This window comes from Buttiauxella sp. A111, assembly GCF_014189855.1.
GTDB lineage: Bacteria > Pseudomonadota > Gammaproteobacteria > Enterobacterales > Enterobacteriaceae > Buttiauxella > Buttiauxella selenatireducens.
In genome coordinates this window covers 141,524-158,678 of the sequence record NZ_BJFN01000007.1, presented here as the reverse complement: position 1 = coordinate 158,678, position 17,155 = coordinate 141,524, and the positions used below count along the sequence as shown (strand labels likewise).

Here is a 17,155-nt window from a genome sequence, read left to right as displayed (position 1 = left end):
GACTATGCGCTGAAATTTGGTTCAAATTCCACCACATTAGCGAGTATCACTATGAAAGCAGGCATTATTGGTGCAATGGAAGAAGAAGTTACGCTACTGCGTGACAAAATTGAAAACCGTCAAACTCTGACGCTGGCAGGGTGTGAAATCTACACCGGTCAGCTTAACGGTGTTGAAGTGGCATTGTTGAAATCAGGTATCGGTAAAGTTGCCGCTGCAATGGGTGCAACGCTGCTACTTGAGCATTGCAAACCGGATGTTGTCATTAACACCGGTTCTGCGGGTGGTCTTGCCCCTACGCTTAACGTCGGTGATATCGTGGTTTCTGATGAAGTGCGTTATCACGACGCAGACGTGACCGCTTTTGGCTATGAATACGGCCAACTGCCAGGTTGCCCGGCAGGTTTCGCCGCCGATGCCAAACTGATTGCAGCAGCTGAAGAGTGCATTGCCGAGTTGAACCTGAACGCGGTACGCGGCCTGGTTGTCAGTGGTGATGCCTTTATTAATGGTTCTGTGGCATTGGCAAAAATCCGCCATAACTTCCCTGAGGCTATCGCGGTTGAAATGGAAGCCACTGCCGTTGCGCATGTTTGCCACAATTTTGGTACGCCGTTTGTCGTGGTTCGCGCTATTTCTGACGTTGCCGATCAGCAATCTCACCTGAGCTTTGACGAGTTCCTCGCCGTAGCAGCGAAGCAGTCCACGCTGATGGTTGAAAACCTGATACAGAAACTGGCGCGTGCGTAATAAGAACCTCTGGCGCGGGCTAGTCGCGCTGCTATGTTGTCTCCCGGCGTTGCTGATTGCAGCGCCGCGGGTTATCTCATTGTCGCCGAGTAATACTGAACTGGCATTCGCTGCGGGGATCACACCGGTTGCGGTTAGCGCCTGGTCAAACTATCCGGAGGCGGCCAAAAAGCTTGAGCAAGTCTCAAACTGGCAAGGGATGAACCTCGAGCGCATCGTGGCGCTAAAACCCGATGTGGTGCTGGCGTGGCGTGGTGGAAATGCAGAACGGCAAGTCAATCAGATGCAGGCGCTGGGGATTAACGTTATTTGGCTTGATCCGACGACCGTCGAAGGTGTTGTTGCCGCACTGCGTCAACTGAGCCAATACAGTCCAACACCACAAACCGCTCAAGACGCCGCTGATCAACTGGCAAAAGAATTTGCAGATTTGAAAGCGCACTACTCCCAGCATCCGAAGAAAAAAGTGTTTTTACAATTCGGCCAGCAGCCGCTGTTTACTTCTGGGCGCGGTTCGATTCAAAACGAAATTCTGGAAGTCTGTGGCGGGCAAAATATCTTTGCTGATAGTCGGGTTCCCTGGCCGCAAGTGAGCCGCGAACAAGTGATTAGTCGGCGTCCGCAGGCTATTATTATTACCGGCGATGAGACCCAGATTCCACCCGTTGAACATTTTTGGAATACCCAGTTAAAAATTCCGGTTATTGCAGTGAATGATGACTGGTTTAGTCGCTCGAGCCCACGTATTATCCTCGCCGCAAAACAGCTCTGTAAGGAGCTGGCAGAAAAATAAACTTACTGAGGGTAATCTCCCATGCTCGTCTATTGGCTGGACATCATTGGCACAGCCGTCTTTGCCATCTCCGGCGTGCTGTTGGCTGGAAAACTTCGTATGGACCCTTTCGGCGTGCTGGTGCTGGGCGTAGTAACAGCCGTCGGCGGCGGGACCATTCGCGATATGGCGCTGGATAACGGCCCGGTATTTTGGGTTAAAGATCCCACAGACTTAGTGGTCGCGATGGTCACCTGTTTGCTGACTATCTTGCTCGTGCGCCAGCCGCGTCGCCTGCCAAAATGGATTTTGCCGGTGCTGGATGCTGTCGGCCTTGCGGTGTTCGTTGGGATTGGGGTTAACAAAGCATTTTTGGCTGGCACCAGTCCGCTGATTGCTATTTGCATGGGCGTGCTGACCGGTGTTGGCGGCGGGATTATTCGCGACGTATTAGCGCGTGAAATCCCGATGATCTTGCGTACCGAGATCTACGCCACGGCCTGTATCGCAGGCGGTATTGTGCACGCGACAGCATATGACACGTTCCACGTCCCGTTAGAACAAGCCAGTATGATTGGCATGGTCGTCACCCTGGCTATTCGACTGGCCGCCATTCGTTGGCACCTTAAACTGCCGACGTTTGCGTTGGATGACCGAGCATAAGAGATAAAAAAGCGGGTAACGCTTTCGCTTACCCGCCCTATTAAAATCTTAATTTGTACCAAATCTAACCCTAAATAATTCGAGTTGCAGGAAGGCGACAAAGCCGTAAGTCCCCAGGAGCATAGATAACTATGTGACTGGGGCGCACGGGTGCAGTCAACGCACCAGCAACTTGAAGTATGACGGGTTTAGACGCTGAAGGAAGAACCACACCCGCAAGTACTTTTCGCGTTCGGGTTAGTCACCACAAAACGGGAACCTTCCAGACCTTCGGTGTAATCCACCGCGCCACCTACCAGATATTGCAGGCTCATCGGGTCAACAACCAGCGAAACACCTTGCTTCTCAATAGTCATATCACCGTCGTTGATCTGATCGTCGAAAGTAAAACCATACTGGAAGCCGCTGCAACCACCACCGGTGATGTAAACACGCAGTTTCAGATTTGGGTTCTCTTCATCTGCGATCAGGGTTTTTACTTTATTGGCTGCTGCTTCTGTAAACTGCAACGGCAGCGCTGCTACGTCATCACTCATTATTTGCTCCCAACGAAATAGGTAGTCGGACAAAAAAGATACCCAGACTTTAAGGTCATTATCTAATACCCGAGTAAATCGTTCAAGTATTCTCCCCGCTCGGGGTTTGCTGTTCTTTAGCCTGCTTCTCGGCTTCTTGTTTGGCAAGCGTTCGCGCAAGGATCGAGGAGTATAGCGGCTTTCCGCCAAGAAATTGTGCCAATAGTGTCGCGCCAAGGCAGGTAATAATCATTGGCAGAATGAGCTGATAATTGTCAGTCATTTCCAGAACCAGCACGATCCCCGTCAACGGCGCACGCACCGATGCGGCAAACAACGCGCCCATTCCGGCAATCGCAAATGTCCCAACATCAAGGTGATAGACAGGGAACCAGGCAGCACTCGCCATACCAAACGCGGTCCCAAGCAATGTGCCTAAAGCCAACATAGGCGCAAAAATCCCGCCTGGTGCACCGGAAGAAAAACACAGTAGCGTAGTAATCACACGCGCAATAAAGATAAACAGCAGCATCCCTAACGTGTAATTTCCGGCAGCCGCGATGGGAATCAGGTTAAAACCACCGCCAGACGCTGCGGGTTGGATAAGCCCTAACACGCCACAAATGCCACCCAACAAGCCGCCGATGATCACCCATTTTTTGAGGTTTCCACCGTGCATACGCTGGAACATATCCTGAGTGCGGAACACCATCGCGTTGAAAAACACGCCAACGATACCGAAGACCATGCCTAACACCAGATACAACCACAGCGTATTAACAGGTGCATTCGAAAGCTTCCCGACTTCAATCACCGCGTTTTCACCGTTAAAAATACGGAAAACCACGCTCGACATGATCACGCCAATAAACACGGCTTTTATCGAAATCAGGTTATAGCGAAACTGCGGACGCATCTCTTCAATGATGAACAGTATCCCCGCCAGCGGCGCGTTAAACGCTGCGGACAAACCCGCAGCCGCACCGGTTGCCAACAGAGAATGGCGGGCTTCAGCACCCCGCAGGCGGAAAATATCCAGCACCATGCGCCCGATATTGCCACCCATCTGCACTGTCGGGCCTTCGCGCCCGAGAACCATCCCCGCACCGAGCGTTCCCATACCACCGATAAACTTAACCGGGATGACGCGCCACCAGCGGACCGGGCGTAATTCTTCGAGAGCCCCTTCAATTTCAGGGATACCCGATCCCCCCGCTTCCGGAGCAAAACGACGCACCAGATAGTAACCGACCATCGCCAAAAGCATTGAACTGATGAACGCCAACGGCCAGACAATGAGACTGTAATCAGCCACATGCGCCAGCATTGCCAGGCGGTTTTGCTGCATCCACGTCACCGACTTCTCAAAGGCGACACCCATCAAACCGGCTAACGTCCCTACTATCGCGGCCATAAATAGAATTGCGACTGGAGTTTTATCCTGTCTAATAAGGCGACGCACCATGTCGCCCCTACGTAAGCGCACAACCTGCTGTGCTTCAAAAGAGGGGTGGGAGTGATTCATTTGGCTAATCATTTATTGGTAATACAAATCGAAGGGGCATTCTACTCCCTCGATGCGTTTGGGCAATACCTTCATAACGTCCACCGTTTCCCTTAGAATAGCGTGTTGCCACTATTTCCACGAATCAGGAGCCGATTCATGAGTAAGTCTGAAAACCTGTACGCTGCCGCACGTAAAGTCATTCCTGGTGGGGTTAACTCACCTGTTCGTGCTTTTACCGGTGTCGGCGGTGTGCCGCTGTTTATCGAACGTGCTGACGGGGCTTACCTGTATGACGCTGACGGCAAAGCCTATATCGATTACGTCGGTTCATGGGGGCCAATGGTGCTCGGCCACAACCATCCGGCGATCCGCAATGCCGTTATTGAAGCGGTTGAACGCGGCCTGAGCTTTGGTGCGCCAACCGAGATGGAAGTGAAAATGGCGGAACTGGTAACTGAACTGGTTCCAACGATGGATATGGTTCGTATGGTGAACTCCGGTACTGAAGCCACCATGAGTGCCATTCGCCTGGCACGTGGTTTCACCGGCCGCGATAAAATCATCAAATTCGAAGGCTGCTACCACGGCCACGCCGACTGCCTGCTGGTGAAAGCCGGTTCTGGCGCACTGACCCTCGGCCAGCCAAACTCTCCGGGCGTTCCGGCTGATTTTGCCAAACACACCCTCACCTGCACCTATAACGATCTTGCCTCAGTACGCGCAGCGTTTGAGCAATATCCGCAAGAGATCGCCTGCATTATTGTTGAGCCGGTTGCGGGCAACATGAACTGCATTCCACCAAACGATGATTTCCTGCCAGGCCTGCGTGCACTGTGTGACGAGTTTGGCGCACTGTTTATTATCGACGAAGTGATGACCGGTTTCCGTGTCGCACTGGCTGGCGCACAGTCTTACTACGGTGTTGAGCCAGACTTAACCTGTTTGGGCAAGATTATTGGTGGCGGTATGCCAGTCGGCGCCTTCGGTGGTCGTCGCGAAATCATGGACGCGCTGGCACCCACTGGGCCGGTTTATCAGGCGGGTACGCTTTCCGGTAACCCAATCGCGATGGCAGCCGGTTACGCTTGCCTGACTGAAGTCGCACAACCGGGTATTCACCAGACGTTGACCGAGTTGACGGAAATGCTGGCTGATGGCTTGTTGAACGCGGCTGAAGCCGAAAATATTCCCCTGGTGGTCAATAATGTCGGCGGGATGTTCGGTCTGTTCTTTACCGATGCAGAATCTGTGACCTGCTATCAGGATGTGATGGCGTGTGACGTTGAGCGCTTTAAGAAGTTCTTCCACTTAATGCTGGAAGAAGGCGTTTACCTTGCACCGTCTGCGTTTGAAGCAGGCTTTATGTCGGTTGCGCATTCGAAAGAAGATATTCAGAAAACCATCGACGCCGCGCGTCGGGTGTTCGCGAAGCTTTAATCTGTCGTTCCCTCTCCCTCCGGGAGAGGAGGAAACCCGGCAATTCCCCTCTCCCTTTGGGAGAGGGCCAGGGTGAGGATGGTTTTAGTCAATAGCCCCCTCATCCCAGCCTTCTCCCCCAGGAGAAGGAGAAAACAATAGCCAGGGTGAGGGTGGTTTTAGTCAATAGCCCCCTCATCCCAGCCCTTCCCCCCAGGAGAAGGAGAAAGATTAGCGAGTCTGCTTACGCAGCAAATAGATGAAGTACGGCGCACCAATAAACGTTGCCAATAACCCCGCCGGAACTTGATCCGGGAACAGAATCATCCTGCCACACCAGTCCGCCGCTACCATCAACATCCCACCCAACAACGCCGATATCATCAACTGTGGCATTGCGCGTCTAAAACCGAGCATACGCGCGATATGCGGTGCCATTAAACCAACAAAACTCAGCGGGCCGACGGTCATCGTGGCCGCAGCCGTTAACGTCGCGGCCAGTAAAAGCAGTGCAAAGCGTGATGGCGTCAGCGCCATACCAATCGCCCGCGCGGTGGCTCCACCCAGCGGCAGAATCATTAACCAACGGCGACACAGAGGCGTCAGAGCAAATAAAATCACCATCAGGATAAGCGTTCTGACGGCCTGATCGCCGGTGACGTTATAAGTCGATCCTGAAATCCAGGTCAGTATGCCTGCCATGCGCGGATCGCCACTGGCCATCAGTAACATCAGCAGCATGGTAAACGCCGTACTCAGCGCCATCCCCGCCAGCAGCATGCGTTGGGGTGAAAAACCACCACGACTTGCCGTGACCATAATCACCAGCAATGTGACTGCCGCCCCCAGACTGCCCGCTGGGAACAACCAGACAAATGCATTTCCTGGTACAATAAACAGCATCACGACCACGCCAAATGCCGCGCCGGAACTGATACCCAGAACTTCAGGGCTCGCCATGGCATTGCCGGTCAGACGTTGTATCACGCTGCCCGCAACCGCCAGCATCATGCCAGCCGTCAGTGCCGCTAATACCCGAGGCCAGCGCCACTGCAACAAGTCGTGGAATAACGAACCACTCGCCCAATTCCAGCCATACGCGTCGCGCCCAAGCGTCAGCGCAGTCACGATAATCAGCGCCAACACGCCGCTACCGATTAACGCCCACCATGCTAAATGCTGGCGCTCATCAGGAACGGTATCGCCCTGATTCATGGCTGGCTGGCCAACGGTGCGCAGGCGTGGCAAAAGCCAAAGCAGTAAAGGAGCACCAATCAACGCCGTTACCGTACCGGTAGAAATTTCACGCCATACGCTGGTAAGCCAGACAACCGATTGATCCGATAGCCACAGAATCAACGCACCAATAACCGGTGCCAGCAACAAGCGTGCAACCAGGCGGCGCGCACCGAGCATTTTCGCCAACAACGGGGCGAACAGGCCGATAAAACCGATAATCCCAACCGCATTAACCAGTAACGCGCTGATGGCAATCGCCAGCACCAGCGTTGCCAGGCGCACCATCGAAAGTGCCAGGCCCAGATTACGTGCGACGCCATCGTCGAGACCCATTAGCGTTAACGGGCGCAGCAGCAAAAGCGTTAGCAGCAAACCGCCCACCAGACGCGGCCACAAGCCGTTAACGATGTCCCAGTCTTGCTGGTTCAGCGAACCGGTGCTCCACAGGAACATGTTCTGTAATTGGTCGTGATGGAAAATAGCGAGCAACTGGTTTACCGCACCGCAATACAGGCTAAGCACCAGACCGGCAAGAATCAGTGTGACTGGCGATAAACGCTTGCCCCAGGCGACACCAAACACCAATAAGCCGACAACGCCCGCCCCGACTAATGCCGCGAACTGTTGTGTCGCAAATCCGCCGGGCAGCGCCCACAACGTGGCAACCGTGACGCCCAACTGCGCGCCACTCGCCACGCCAAGCGTGGTCGGCTCGGCAAGCGGGTTACGCAGCACTTGCTGGAATAGCACACCTACCAGCCCAAGTCCGGCTCCCACCAATAACGAGATAGCCAGACGCGGGAGTAAGCTGTAGTGGAACAACATCTGATTGATGTCATCAATACTCGGTTGTCGTAAGGCCGCAGTCCACTGCGCGAAAGGCAGTTGTGCATTCAGGTTATGCAGAGTCAGCGCACAGGCAAGAATAAACAGCAGTGATAAAAGCAACGCAGGGAACAGCGCATAACGATGTTTCACGCCTGGCTCCCTATGGCTTTAGCCAGCGTGGTTGTGAAGCTCATCGCGGAAAGCGTCGCGCCATAAAGCCACACCGGAGGTACACGCTGGAAACGATTCTGACGAACGAAAGGCATGGCATTCCACAGAGGCGTCGCGGTTACGCGAGCCATTTCAGCATCGTTATTATGATCAAAGCAGATAACATCGGCGTCTTTGACCTCGGCTAAACGCTCAAGGCCAACCACCGCACTCCCCCAGAAATTGGTTTCACCCGACCATGCGTTTTTCACACCCAGCAAATCCATTACCTGTTGGAACAAACTGTTTTTCCCAATAATCAGCGCATGGCGGGAATCTAACAGTGTCATCAGCAATACCGGTTTGTCACCGCGCAAAGCGAAGCGAGGTTTCATCTGCTCGATAAATTGGTCGAACTTCAGTAGGTGATCGCTTGCCGCTTGCTGCATACCGAGTTTCTCACCCAGTTGCGTCAGTGACTGGCGGGCAACGGTCAGCGGTTTGCCGGAACCATCGTTAAAGCTAAAACCTAAACCCGGCGCGATACGCGACATCTTTTCCGGTGACGGGCCATAGCCTGCGGAATAGAGAATCAGCGACGGTTTTAATTGGGTGAGAAGTTCGAGATTAGGTTCAGTACGTAAGCCAACTTCGATAATGCCTTCTGGCAATTTTGGCTCACCGACCCAGGCTTGATAATTCTTGATATCTGCCATCGCATAAGGCGTGATGCCCAGCGCCAGCATCAGTTCGACGGGCAACCATTCCAGCGCCACAATGCGGCGAGGATCTATTGTTGCAGCCTGTGCATTGCCCATTTTGAGCAGTAACGGTGAGAGCGCCAGCGCGGTTAGCAACTGCCGACGACTCAAAAAAGGATTAATCAGCTCACTCATCAGTAAACAAAGCTTACCGGGGCTGCACCCGCAGGATGGGGCAGAATGCCCATTGGAATACCGTAAATCTGCTCAAGCGTAGCGCTTTGCATCAGGTCAGCCGGGCTACCCTGGGCAATCATTTCGCCACCGCGCAACGCCACGAGGTTATCGCAGTAGCGCGCAGCCATATTAATATCATGCAGCACAGCAATCACGGTCAGACCACGCTCCTGGCTAAGACGATGGATAAGTGCCAGCACATCAACTTGATGGGCAATGTCCAGCGCCGATGTCGGCTCATCCAACAGCAGGCAACGGCTATCTTGTGCCACCAGCATGGCAATCCACGCACGTTGGCGCTCACCACCGGAAAGACTGTCCACAAGGCGATGCGCAAAAGGCTTTAGCCCAACCAGCGTAATCGCTTCTTCAACCAACTCTCTGTCGGCCGCACCGAAACGACCCAGCGCGCCGTGCCACGGATAACGCCCAATCGCCACCAGTTCACGCACCGTCATCCCTTCTGCTGCAGGAAGTTGCTGCGGTAAATACGCGACTTTGCGCGCAAATTCCTTGCTGCTCCAACTATCCAGAGGATGATCGTTGAGGTGAATCTCCCCTTCAGAGGGCTTCTGATGACGGCCAAGCATTTTCAGCAATGTCGATTTGCCCGACCCATTGTGCCCAATCAGACCGGTGACTTTTCCCACAGGAAAGGTCATCGACAGGGGGTGGAGGAGCGTGCGACCGGGTACGCGGAAGGTAACGTCAGTGAGGCTAAACGTGGTATCGGGATGAAGGTGTTTGTCCTGCATGGTAGCCAACTTTGTTGATGGGCACGGCGAACCGTGCCCTAAATTGCTGATTCTAAACCAACTTAGAAGCGGAATGTTGCCGTCGCAACAACCTGACGCTCTGCGCCCCAGAAGCAACCGTAAGTGGCGAAGCAGCTGGCAACGTATTCACGATCAAGCAGGTTGTTCACGTTTACCGCAACACTTGAACCATTCATACCGAAGCGGCCAAGGTCATATTTAACCACTGCATCCAGCACCGCAGCACTACCCACTTTGAAGCTGTTCGCCGGGTCGCCGTAGCTGGAACCGATGAAGCGGCCGCCAGTACCGATAGTCAGACCGGTCAGCGCACCTTCATTGAAGGTGTAATCACCCCACAGTGAAGCCATATGCTCTGGCACCTGCTCAGGCGTATTGCCTTTGAAAGTGGTGTCGGTGGTGTATTCCGCATCGGTGTAGGTGTAGGACGCAGTGACGTTAATGTTGGCATTAACCGCCGCTTTTGCCTCAAGTTCTACGCCACGAGAACGAATTTCGCCGCCCTGAATGGAGGAAAAACCGTGGGAAGTATCAGGATCGGACATCAGGTTATCAGACTTGGTCAGCTGATAAACCGCACCGGTAATGACCACCGCCATATCCTTCGGCACATACTTCACGCCCGCTTCGTACTGACGGCCTTTAGAAGGTTTGAAGGTGTTGCCGTAAAAATCCGCACCTGAGTTGGGTTCGAAAGATTCACTGTAGCTAATGTATGGCGATACACCGTTATCGAACAGATAGTTCAGACCTGCACGGCCAGTGAATTCGCTGTCGTCACGCTCGGTGAAGTTATTCGCCTGGTACGCGAGAGTAGACTGTTTGAGCCAATCGTAACGGCCCCCTACAGTCAGAACAAACTTGTTCCACTCCGCCTGATCCTGAATGTAGATACCGGTCTGTTTCTGTTTGTTTTGCTGATACGGATCCGCATCGCCAAAATCGTAGTTTTCATAGACTGGGTTATACAAATCCAGCGGAGGCGCGCTGCCAAAGGTCGCGTTCACATCGTTACGCATTTGCTGGAAATCCACACCTGTCAGCAAGGTATGTGCAATTTCGCCAGTTGCAAAGTTGCTCTGCAACTGGGTATCAACCGCAAAGTTGTGCAGTTTTTCGTTATCCACAACGGTACCGCGAGTCAACATATGACCCGTTGAATCTACACCTGTACCGTAAACGCTTTTCTGATTGGTTTTGGAGTCAACATAACGCAGGTTCTGACGCACGGTGAAAGTGTCGTTGAACTCATGGTCAAAGCTGTAACCGACCATTTTATGGGACAACGAGTAGGTGTTATTTGGTACACCTTCGTTGAAGTTAGTCGGCAAGCGCGAACCATCTGGCAACGGCTCAACGGTGCCTTCTTTAGGCAACCAACCGTAATAACCGGTTTCTGGGGTGTCTTGCAGATTAGCTAAGAACGTGAAATTGGTTTTATCGTCAGGACGCCAGGAGAACGACGGTGCAATCGCATATCGTTTCTGTTTGGAGAACTGCTGCTGGTCGTCGTTAGAACGCGCCACGCCGGTCAGACGATAAGAGTACTCACCTGCATCATCCAGTGAATCACTGAAATCAAAACCAGTTTGCCACAGGTTGTTGGTACCCATTTTGAACTGCACTTCTTTCAGCGGTTCAGTGGTTGGGCGTTTGCTCACCATAGTGATGATGCCACCTGGGCTGCTTTTTCCGTACAGTACGGACGTTGGGCCACGCATTAATTCCACGCGCTCAAGCATATACGGGTCGATGATGACTTCGTTGTAGAAATCACCCTGAAGCTTCAGACCATCTAAATAGTTGTTCTGGTTAACAGAACCGAAACCACGAATTTTCACCGCGTCATACGTGTCTGAAGAGCCACGAGTTGAAACGGTAATGCCCGGCGTATAGCCCAGCGCTTCTTTAACGGAAGCTGGCTGGTGAGTATCCATCTCTTCACGCGTCACAACAGAAATAGACTGCGGAGTCTTTTCAATTGGCGTATCGGTCTTGGTGGCGGTTGCCGTGCGTTTAGCCGCAATCGTCGGAGACGGGCCCCATGCACTTTCATCAGCCGCGCTTGCAGAAACGGTGATGGTATCTTCTTTGGTTGCTGTGCTATCAGCGGCAAAACTCGGTGCGCTGACACCGCTTACAGCGGCAGCAACAAAAAAAGCGAGCTTGCGAATAGAGGTGTTGACTGGTTGTCCAGTTCTTAAACGTGCCATTGTGCTTTATCTCTGATGAAGTGACGAATGATAACGAAAACGAGAATTATTATTATGCCGCAGAATAATAGACGAAACGGAAAGCGCATAGCAAGCGGATCACACCCCTTGTAAGTGCGAGGGAATAATAATTAACCAGAGTAATTACATGGAGTATGAAAAAAGAAAAGCCCCCGGTATAAACGAAGGCTTTTTTGGAAAGCAGTAACGATTACTTACTGCCGAACATGTCTTTTATCCAACCGGCAACACCATCACCTGACTCTTGTTGTTGCTGCTGCGGTTGCTGCTGTTGTTGTTGCGGCTGCTGTTGAGGCTGCTGCTGCGACTGGCTAAACGGATTATTGTTCTGCTCAACCTGCTGGCTTTGCTGGCACAATCCATCCGGATTCGTCGTCCACACTGGCAGCACACGATCACCACCGCCACCGCACTGGAAGTAACCTGCGCTATCAACGCCCATATCGACGATATCTTCCGGTGGGTTCAGCACCAACGGAATTGGCGTTTGGTTCGCCAGGTAGCGTTGGTAAAGCGACATCGCCCCGCTCGCACCGTACAGTTTGGTCGGCTGGTTGTTATCACGCCCAACCCAGGTGATGGCGACTTCTTTACCATCAATCCCGGCAAACCACGTATCAACGTTATCGTTGGTGGTCCCCGTTTTCCCTGCCAGATGCAAGTTCGGATACTTGCCACCCAACGCACGCCCAGTACCACGAGCCATAACCTGCTGCATCGTGTACAGCGTCATGTAAGCCGCCTGTGGAGGAACTGCCTGTTCCGCCTGCGGGAAGCTTTGATACAGCACGGTACCATCTTCAGCAATCACCGAACGCAATGCAGACAGCGTTGCGCGGTTACCACCACTGGCAATGGTCTGGAACGCCTGAGCCACTTCAATTGGCGTCAGGTTCAATGCGCCCAGCAACATTGCCGGAACCGGATGCAACTGGTCTTTCGGCACACCCAGTTTAATCCAGGTGTCGGTGACGGCTGGCAGGCCAAGCGCCATACCCAGATTCACCGTTGGTACGTTCATCGAACGTGTCAGCGCATCAACCAGCATCACCTGACCGCTATAGCGACGATCATCGTTTTGCGGCGACCAAACCTGACCATTTGGCTGCTTCAGCGCAATCGGTGCATCGGCAATCCAGGTATTCAGGCGATAGGCATCGGGCTGGCTTAACGCTGTCAGATACGTTGCAGGTTTGGCTAGAGAACCGATAGAACGGCGTGCCTGCATTGCGCGGTTAAAGCCTGCATATTGTGTTTCCGCCCCCCCAACCATGGCACGAACTTCGCCGGTTGAACGGTCAACAATCACCATTGCTGCTTCAAGATCTTTCAGCTTACGAGAAGCGCGGAGAACCGGTACGCCTTCGCTCACTGCTTTCTCTGCCGCGTCCTGGGAAACGGAGTCAAAAGTGGTGAAGATCTTCACGCCGGACAGGTCTTTAACTTTATCACCAAGCTTGGCCTGGAGTTCGTTACGCACCATCTGCATAAATGCAGGCTGCGGCGAAATCACCCCGCCACGCGGCTGCACACCCAGAGGACGAGCGCTCAGCATCTCGTAAAGTTCCTGGTCGATCACCTTCTGCTCTTGTAACAAGCGCAGCACAAGGTTGCGACGTTCCAGCGCCAGTTTCGGGTTACGCCATGGGTTGTAGATCGACGCCCCTTTCACCATGCCGACCAGCAACGCTTGCTGGTCAAGGCTCAGCTCTTCAACCGGACGACCAAAGTAGTACAAGCTCGCCAACGGGAAACCGCGAATTTCGTTATCGCCGCTCTGGCCGAGGTACACTTCGTTCAGATACAGCTCAAGGATGCGATCTTTACCGTAACGGGCGTCCATGATCAGCGCCATGTACGCTTCGTTAGCTTTACGCACGTAAGAACGTTCGCTCGACAGGAACAGGTTTTTAACCAGCTGTTGCGTCAGCGTACTCGCACCTTGCACCGTACGACCGGCAGTCAGGTTCGCCAGCACCGCACGACCGATGGAGTAGAAGCTGATCCCATCATGTTCGTAGAAGTGCTTATCTTCCGTAGCGATCAACGTATCAACCAGCAGTTCCGGGAATCCGGTGCGTGGCACGAATAGACGCTGTTCACCATTGGGTGAAGACAACATAGTGATTAAACGCGGATCCAGACGGAAGAAACCGAAGCTGCGGTTGTTATCCATGTTCTGGATCGATTCAAGATGGTCGCCATCAAAAACAAGACGTGCGCGGATCTGCCCTTCTTTACTGTCAGGGAAATCAAACGGGCGACGGATCATCTCAATACTGTTGCCCTGCACCGTAAATTCACCAGGGCGAGTCATCTTCGTCACCTGGCGATATTGCGTGGCTTCCAGCAGGTTGATCATCTCTTTTTTGCTGTACGGCATGTCTGGTTCAAGGTTCACCATGCGGCCATATACCGCCGCCGGGAGTTGCCAGACTTTGCCATCAATACGCGCGCGGATCTTCTGGTCCAGATAGACGCCGTAAATCACGAACAGCACAACAAAAACGACAAACAGTTTTAGTAAGAACCACAACCAGCGGCGCTTTTTACGTGGCGGACGGCCATTGCCGCTGCCTTTTCCTTTACGCGGTGGCATCGGTTCCTCGTCGTCATAATCATCGTCGTAATCCGCATCGTATTCCTCTTCGCGGACACGGCGGCTTACTTTCTCTTTTACAGGACGTGAAGGTTTACCTTTACGTCCAATCGGTTCGCGGTCATTCCCCGCCATTGCTTTCTCCACCAAAAATAAGGCGCACGGCCTGATTCTCCTTTCTTCCACCAAAGGCGAAAGAGGAAATCTCTCAAAATAAACAGTGTTTCCTCCCTCTCCCAATGTGAGAGGGCCGCGGTGAGGGCGTCAGACAGCTCACACCTACGAATATTTTTTAGTGCGCCGCGTGGGCTGCGCGTCTGCTGGCGAATCCGGCCAGACATGTTTTGGATAACGTCCCTTCATCTCTTTTTGCACTTCCCGATAGGCTCCGTTCCAGAAAGCGGTTAAATCACGCGTTATCTGCAAAGGGCGCTGAGCCGGGGAGAGCAGTTCCAGAACCAGTGGCACACGGCCTTCAGCAATCACTGGCGTTCGCGCTTCACCAAACATTTCTTGCATACGAACAGCAAGAACTGGCGGATTTTCATCATCATAGCGAATCGCTATCTGGCTTCCAGTCGGCACAGTGTAATGAGTTGGCAACGCACTATCCAGACGAACGCGTGTGTTCCAGTCGAGCAGATTCTGTAACGCGCGTGTGACATCAATGTTTTTAAGCGCGCGCCACGAGTGTACACCATGCAGTTCAGGTAATAACCAGCTGTCTAAATTTCGTAGCAAAGCATCATCCGAAACATCAGGCCACGCAACTTCCGGCAACCATTTGGCTGCACATGCCAGACGCAAACGAAACTGTTGCGCATGGGGTGACCAGTTCAGTATCGCCAGGCCTTTTTCACGAATGCCGTTGAGCATTGCTTGATGCAACTCCCCTTCGGAAGGTTTCGCCAGCGGCTGGACTTTCACCACGAGTTTGCCAATCTGCGTGCGACGATAAGCTTTCAACGTACCCTGGGTTTCATCCCATTCAATGGAGTCACTTTGGTTTAATAACGACGGACATTTCGCCGTCAGCACATCAATATCCAGAGGTATCGCCTGCAAGATACGTGCGTCTGGAGTTTGGCTTCCCTGCAATAATAAAGGTGCTAACAACCATTCATAACGCGTGAGAGGATCGTCCTGATTGAGCATCGCCCCCATACCGTTAGCTAATTGATAACGACCATCCAGGCCACGGCGCCGGGCGATACGATCGGGAAAAGCGTGAGCCAGTAACGGGGCGATAAGAGAGGCATCAGCAGCACCGCCACGATTATTCAACCGCTTTAACAACTGAGAACTCCGCTGCTGCCAGTTTTCCTGCCGACGGCTAAATGCGTTTCGCAAATCACTGTCCTGACCACGGGGCGGTTCTTCCAGAATCGCGACCAGCCGAGCGGCTGTGACTTGTTCATCGGCGGTTTTGGCATTGATCAGGACTGCGGCGAGGCGAGGTTCATTACCCAAATTAGCCATCTGCTGGCCGACTGACGTGAGCCGGTTTTGCTCATCCAGCGCATTGAGCTGGCGTAGTAATGTCTGAGCAGCGGCAAGATTGGCACCGGGAGGAGTGTCAAGCCAGGTGAGTTGATGCGGATCCTGACAACCCCATTGCAGCAAATCGAGTAGCAGACCGGACAGATCGCTTTGCAGAATTTCCGGCTCGCTTTGCGAGGAGGCGCGTTCTGCTTGCTCGGCACTGGTTAAGTGCAGGCAAATACCCGATTCCAGTCGCCCTGCTCGCCCTGCACGTTGAACCATCGACGCCTGACTAATACGTTGCGTAACCAGTCGCGTCAAACCGGTGCGAACATCAAAACGCGCCACGCGTTCAAGCGCGGTATCCACCACCAGGCGGATGCCTTCGATGGTGAGACTGGTTTCAGCAATATTGGTCGCCAGCACCACTTTGCGCATGCCATTTGTCGCAGGCAAAATCGCTTTACGTTGTTCGTTTAAAGGCAGCGCACCGTATAACGGGCAAAGCTGCACGTCACTTGCTACCCGCTCTTGTAACTGCTGCTGAACGCGCTGGATTTCAGCAACGCCGGGTAAAAACAGCAACACCGACCCCGACTCTTCCCGCAGTAAATTCGCCACGACGATAGCCACCGCTTCATCAAAACGGGGTTGAGTGGGAAGCGGACTGTAGCGGCGCTCAACAGGAAATGCCCGCCCTTCAGAGGCGATCACTGGCGCATTCGGCAAACACTGTTGCAGGCGCGGGTTATCAAGCGTTGCCGACATAATCAAAAGTTTGAGATCGTCGCGTAATCCCTGCTGCACATCGAGCAACAGCGCTAACGCAAGATCGGCTTGCAGGCTACGTTCATGAAATTCATCCAGAATCACCAGCGCCACACCGTCGAGTTCCGGATCGTGCTGGATCATGCGCGTCAGAATACCTTCGGTGACGACTTCGAGCTGTGTATTTGGCCCCACGCAGGTTTCAGCACGCATGCGATATCCCACAGTTTCACCCGGCTTTTCACCCAAAAGTTCAGCCAGACGCTGTGCAACATTGCGTGCCGCCAGCCGTCGCGGCTCAAGTAGCAGAATGCGCCCGCCTAAGTTTGCCTGTTGCAAAATCTGCAATGGCAGCCAGGTCGATTTACCGGCACCTGTTGGCGCGCTCAGTAAAATTTGCGGTGCATTTTGCAAAGCGTGAAGAATATCGGGTAGCACTGCGGCGACCGGTAATGACGGCACAAACGGCTCCAAAAAGGTATTATTGAAAGTTCGCTATTGTAGCATCACGCCAAATC

At 53.2% G+C, this 17,155-nt stretch carries 12 protein-coding genes; 4 read left to right on the top strand and 8 right to left on the bottom strand.

Annotation, left to right across the window (positions count from 1 at the left end; genetic code table 11):
* The first annotated feature begins 51 nt into the window (after positions 1-51).
* From mtnN to BSPA111_RS19645, 3 genes are read left to right on the top strand one after another with little or no spacing between them, the layout of a single operon-like run.
* Entirely contained in the window at positions 52-750 is a 699-nt protein-coding gene (mtnN, locus tag BSPA111_RS19655) for a 5'-methylthioadenosine/S-adenosylhomocysteine nucleosidase (RefSeq protein WP_183272865.1), read from the top strand.
* Positions 743-1,543, top strand: a complete 801-nt coding sequence (gene btuF / locus BSPA111_RS19650; RefSeq protein WP_183272823.1) for a vitamin B12 ABC transporter substrate-binding protein BtuF — start codon at positions 743-745, stop codon at positions 1,541-1,543. Before mtnN ends, btuF begins: the two co-directional genes overlap by 8 nt.
* A gap of 21 nt (positions 1,544-1,564) precedes the next feature.
* The gene (locus BSPA111_RS19645) at positions 1,565-2,185 is read left to right on the top strand and encodes a TRIC cation channel family protein (RefSeq protein WP_183272822.1); all 621 of its coding nucleotides are present in this window, start codon (positions 1,565-1,567) and stop codon (positions 2,183-2,185) included.
* Positions 2,186-2,373: 188 nt separating this feature from the next.
* Here BSPA111_RS19645 and erpA read toward each other — a convergent pair whose 3' ends face one another.
* The gene (erpA, locus tag BSPA111_RS19640) at positions 2,374-2,721 is read right to left on the bottom strand and encodes an iron-sulfur cluster insertion protein ErpA (RefSeq protein WP_183272821.1); all 348 of its coding nucleotides are present in this window, start codon (positions 2,719-2,721) and stop codon (positions 2,374-2,376) included.
* An 82-nt stretch (positions 2,722-2,803) separates the two neighbouring features.
* Positions 2,804-4,225, bottom strand: coding sequence for a H(+)/Cl(-) exchange transporter ClcA (gene clcA, locus BSPA111_RS19635; RefSeq protein ID WP_183272820.1), 1,422 nt, complete (start codon positions 4,223-4,225; stop codon positions 2,804-2,806).
* Between the two features lie 138 nt (positions 4,226-4,363).
* On the opposite strand from clcA, the gene hemL reads away from it, so the two are divergent.
* Positions 4,364-5,644 carry a glutamate-1-semialdehyde 2,1-aminomutase gene (gene hemL, locus BSPA111_RS19630; RefSeq protein WP_183272819.1) on the top strand — a complete coding sequence of 427 codons (1,281 nt, stop codon included), beginning with the start codon at positions 4,364-4,366 and terminating at the stop codon, positions 5,642-5,644.
* 210 nt (positions 5,645-5,854) lie between these two features.
* On the opposite strand, the gene fhuB is transcribed toward hemL, so the two are convergent.
* From fhuB to hrpB, 6 genes are all read right to left on the bottom strand, one after another.
* Entirely contained in the window at positions 5,855-7,840 is a 1,986-nt protein-coding gene (gene fhuB, locus BSPA111_RS19625) for a Fe(3+)-hydroxamate ABC transporter permease FhuB (RefSeq protein WP_183272818.1), read from the bottom strand.
* Positions 7,837-8,736 (bottom strand): Fe(3+)-hydroxamate ABC transporter substrate-binding protein FhuD, encoded by a 900-nt coding sequence (gene fhuD, locus BSPA111_RS19620; protein WP_183272817.1) that lies wholly within the window; start codon positions 8,734-8,736, stop codon positions 7,837-7,839. The genes fhuB and fhuD overlap by 4 nt, the downstream gene beginning before the upstream one ends.
* On the bottom strand, positions 8,736-9,533 hold the full coding sequence (gene fhuC / locus BSPA111_RS19615) for a Fe3+-hydroxamate ABC transporter ATP-binding protein FhuC (protein ID WP_183272816.1): 798 nt from the start codon (positions 9,531-9,533) through the stop codon (positions 8,736-8,738). Before fhuC ends, fhuD begins: the two co-directional genes overlap by 1 nt.
* Positions 9,534-9,595: 62 nt before the next feature.
* Positions 9,596-11,767: a ferrichrome porin FhuA gene (gene fhuA, locus BSPA111_RS19610; protein ID WP_183272815.1), complete on the bottom strand. Its 2,172-nt coding sequence runs from the start codon at positions 11,765-11,767 to the stop codon at positions 9,596-9,598.
* A 211-nt stretch (positions 11,768-11,978) separates the two neighbouring features.
* Positions 11,979-14,522, bottom strand: coding sequence for a bifunctional glycosyl transferase/transpeptidase (gene mrcB / locus BSPA111_RS19605; RefSeq protein WP_183272814.1), 2,544 nt, complete (start codon positions 14,520-14,522; stop codon positions 11,979-11,981).
* A 144-nt stretch (positions 14,523-14,666) separates the two neighbouring features.
* On the bottom strand, positions 14,667-17,099 hold the full coding sequence (gene hrpB, locus BSPA111_RS19600) for an ATP-dependent helicase HrpB (protein ID WP_183272813.1): 2,433 nt from the start codon (positions 17,097-17,099) through the stop codon (positions 14,667-14,669).
* Positions 17,100-17,155: the final 56 nt, after the last annotated feature.

What these genes read in the sequence shown, in the direction of transcription:
- mtnN (WP_183272865.1), top strand. Translation starts at nt 52, where the DNA reads ATGAAAGCAGGCATTATTGGTGCAATGGAAGAAGAAGTTACGCTACTG.
- BSPA111_RS19645 (WP_183272822.1), top strand. Translation starts at nt 1,565, where the DNA reads ATGCTCGTCTATTGGCTGGACATCATTGGCACAGCCGTCTTTGCCATC.
- erpA (WP_183272821.1), bottom strand. Translation starts at nt 2,721, where the DNA reads ATGAGTGATGACGTAGCAGCGCTGCCGTTGCAGTTTACAGAAGCAGCA.
- clcA (WP_183272820.1), bottom strand. Translation starts at nt 4,225, where the DNA reads ATGAATCACTCCCACCCCTCTTTTGAAGCACAGCAGGTTGTGCGCTTA.
- hemL (WP_183272819.1), top strand. Translation starts at nt 4,364, where the DNA reads ATGAGTAAGTCTGAAAACCTGTACGCTGCCGCACGTAAAGTCATTCCT.
- fhuD (WP_183272817.1), bottom strand. Translation starts at nt 8,736, where the DNA reads ATGAGTGAGCTGATTAATCCTTTTTTGAGTCGTCGGCAGTTGCTAACC.
- fhuC (WP_183272816.1), bottom strand. Translation starts at nt 9,533, where the DNA reads ATGCAGGACAAACACCTTCATCCCGATACCACGTTTAGCCTCACTGAC.
- fhuA (WP_183272815.1), bottom strand. Translation starts at nt 11,767, where the DNA reads ATGGCACGTTTAAGAACTGGACAACCAGTCAACACCTCTATTCGCAAG.
- mrcB (WP_183272814.1), bottom strand. Translation starts at nt 14,522, where the DNA reads ATGGCGGGGAATGACCGCGAACCGATTGGACGTAAAGGTAAACCTTCA.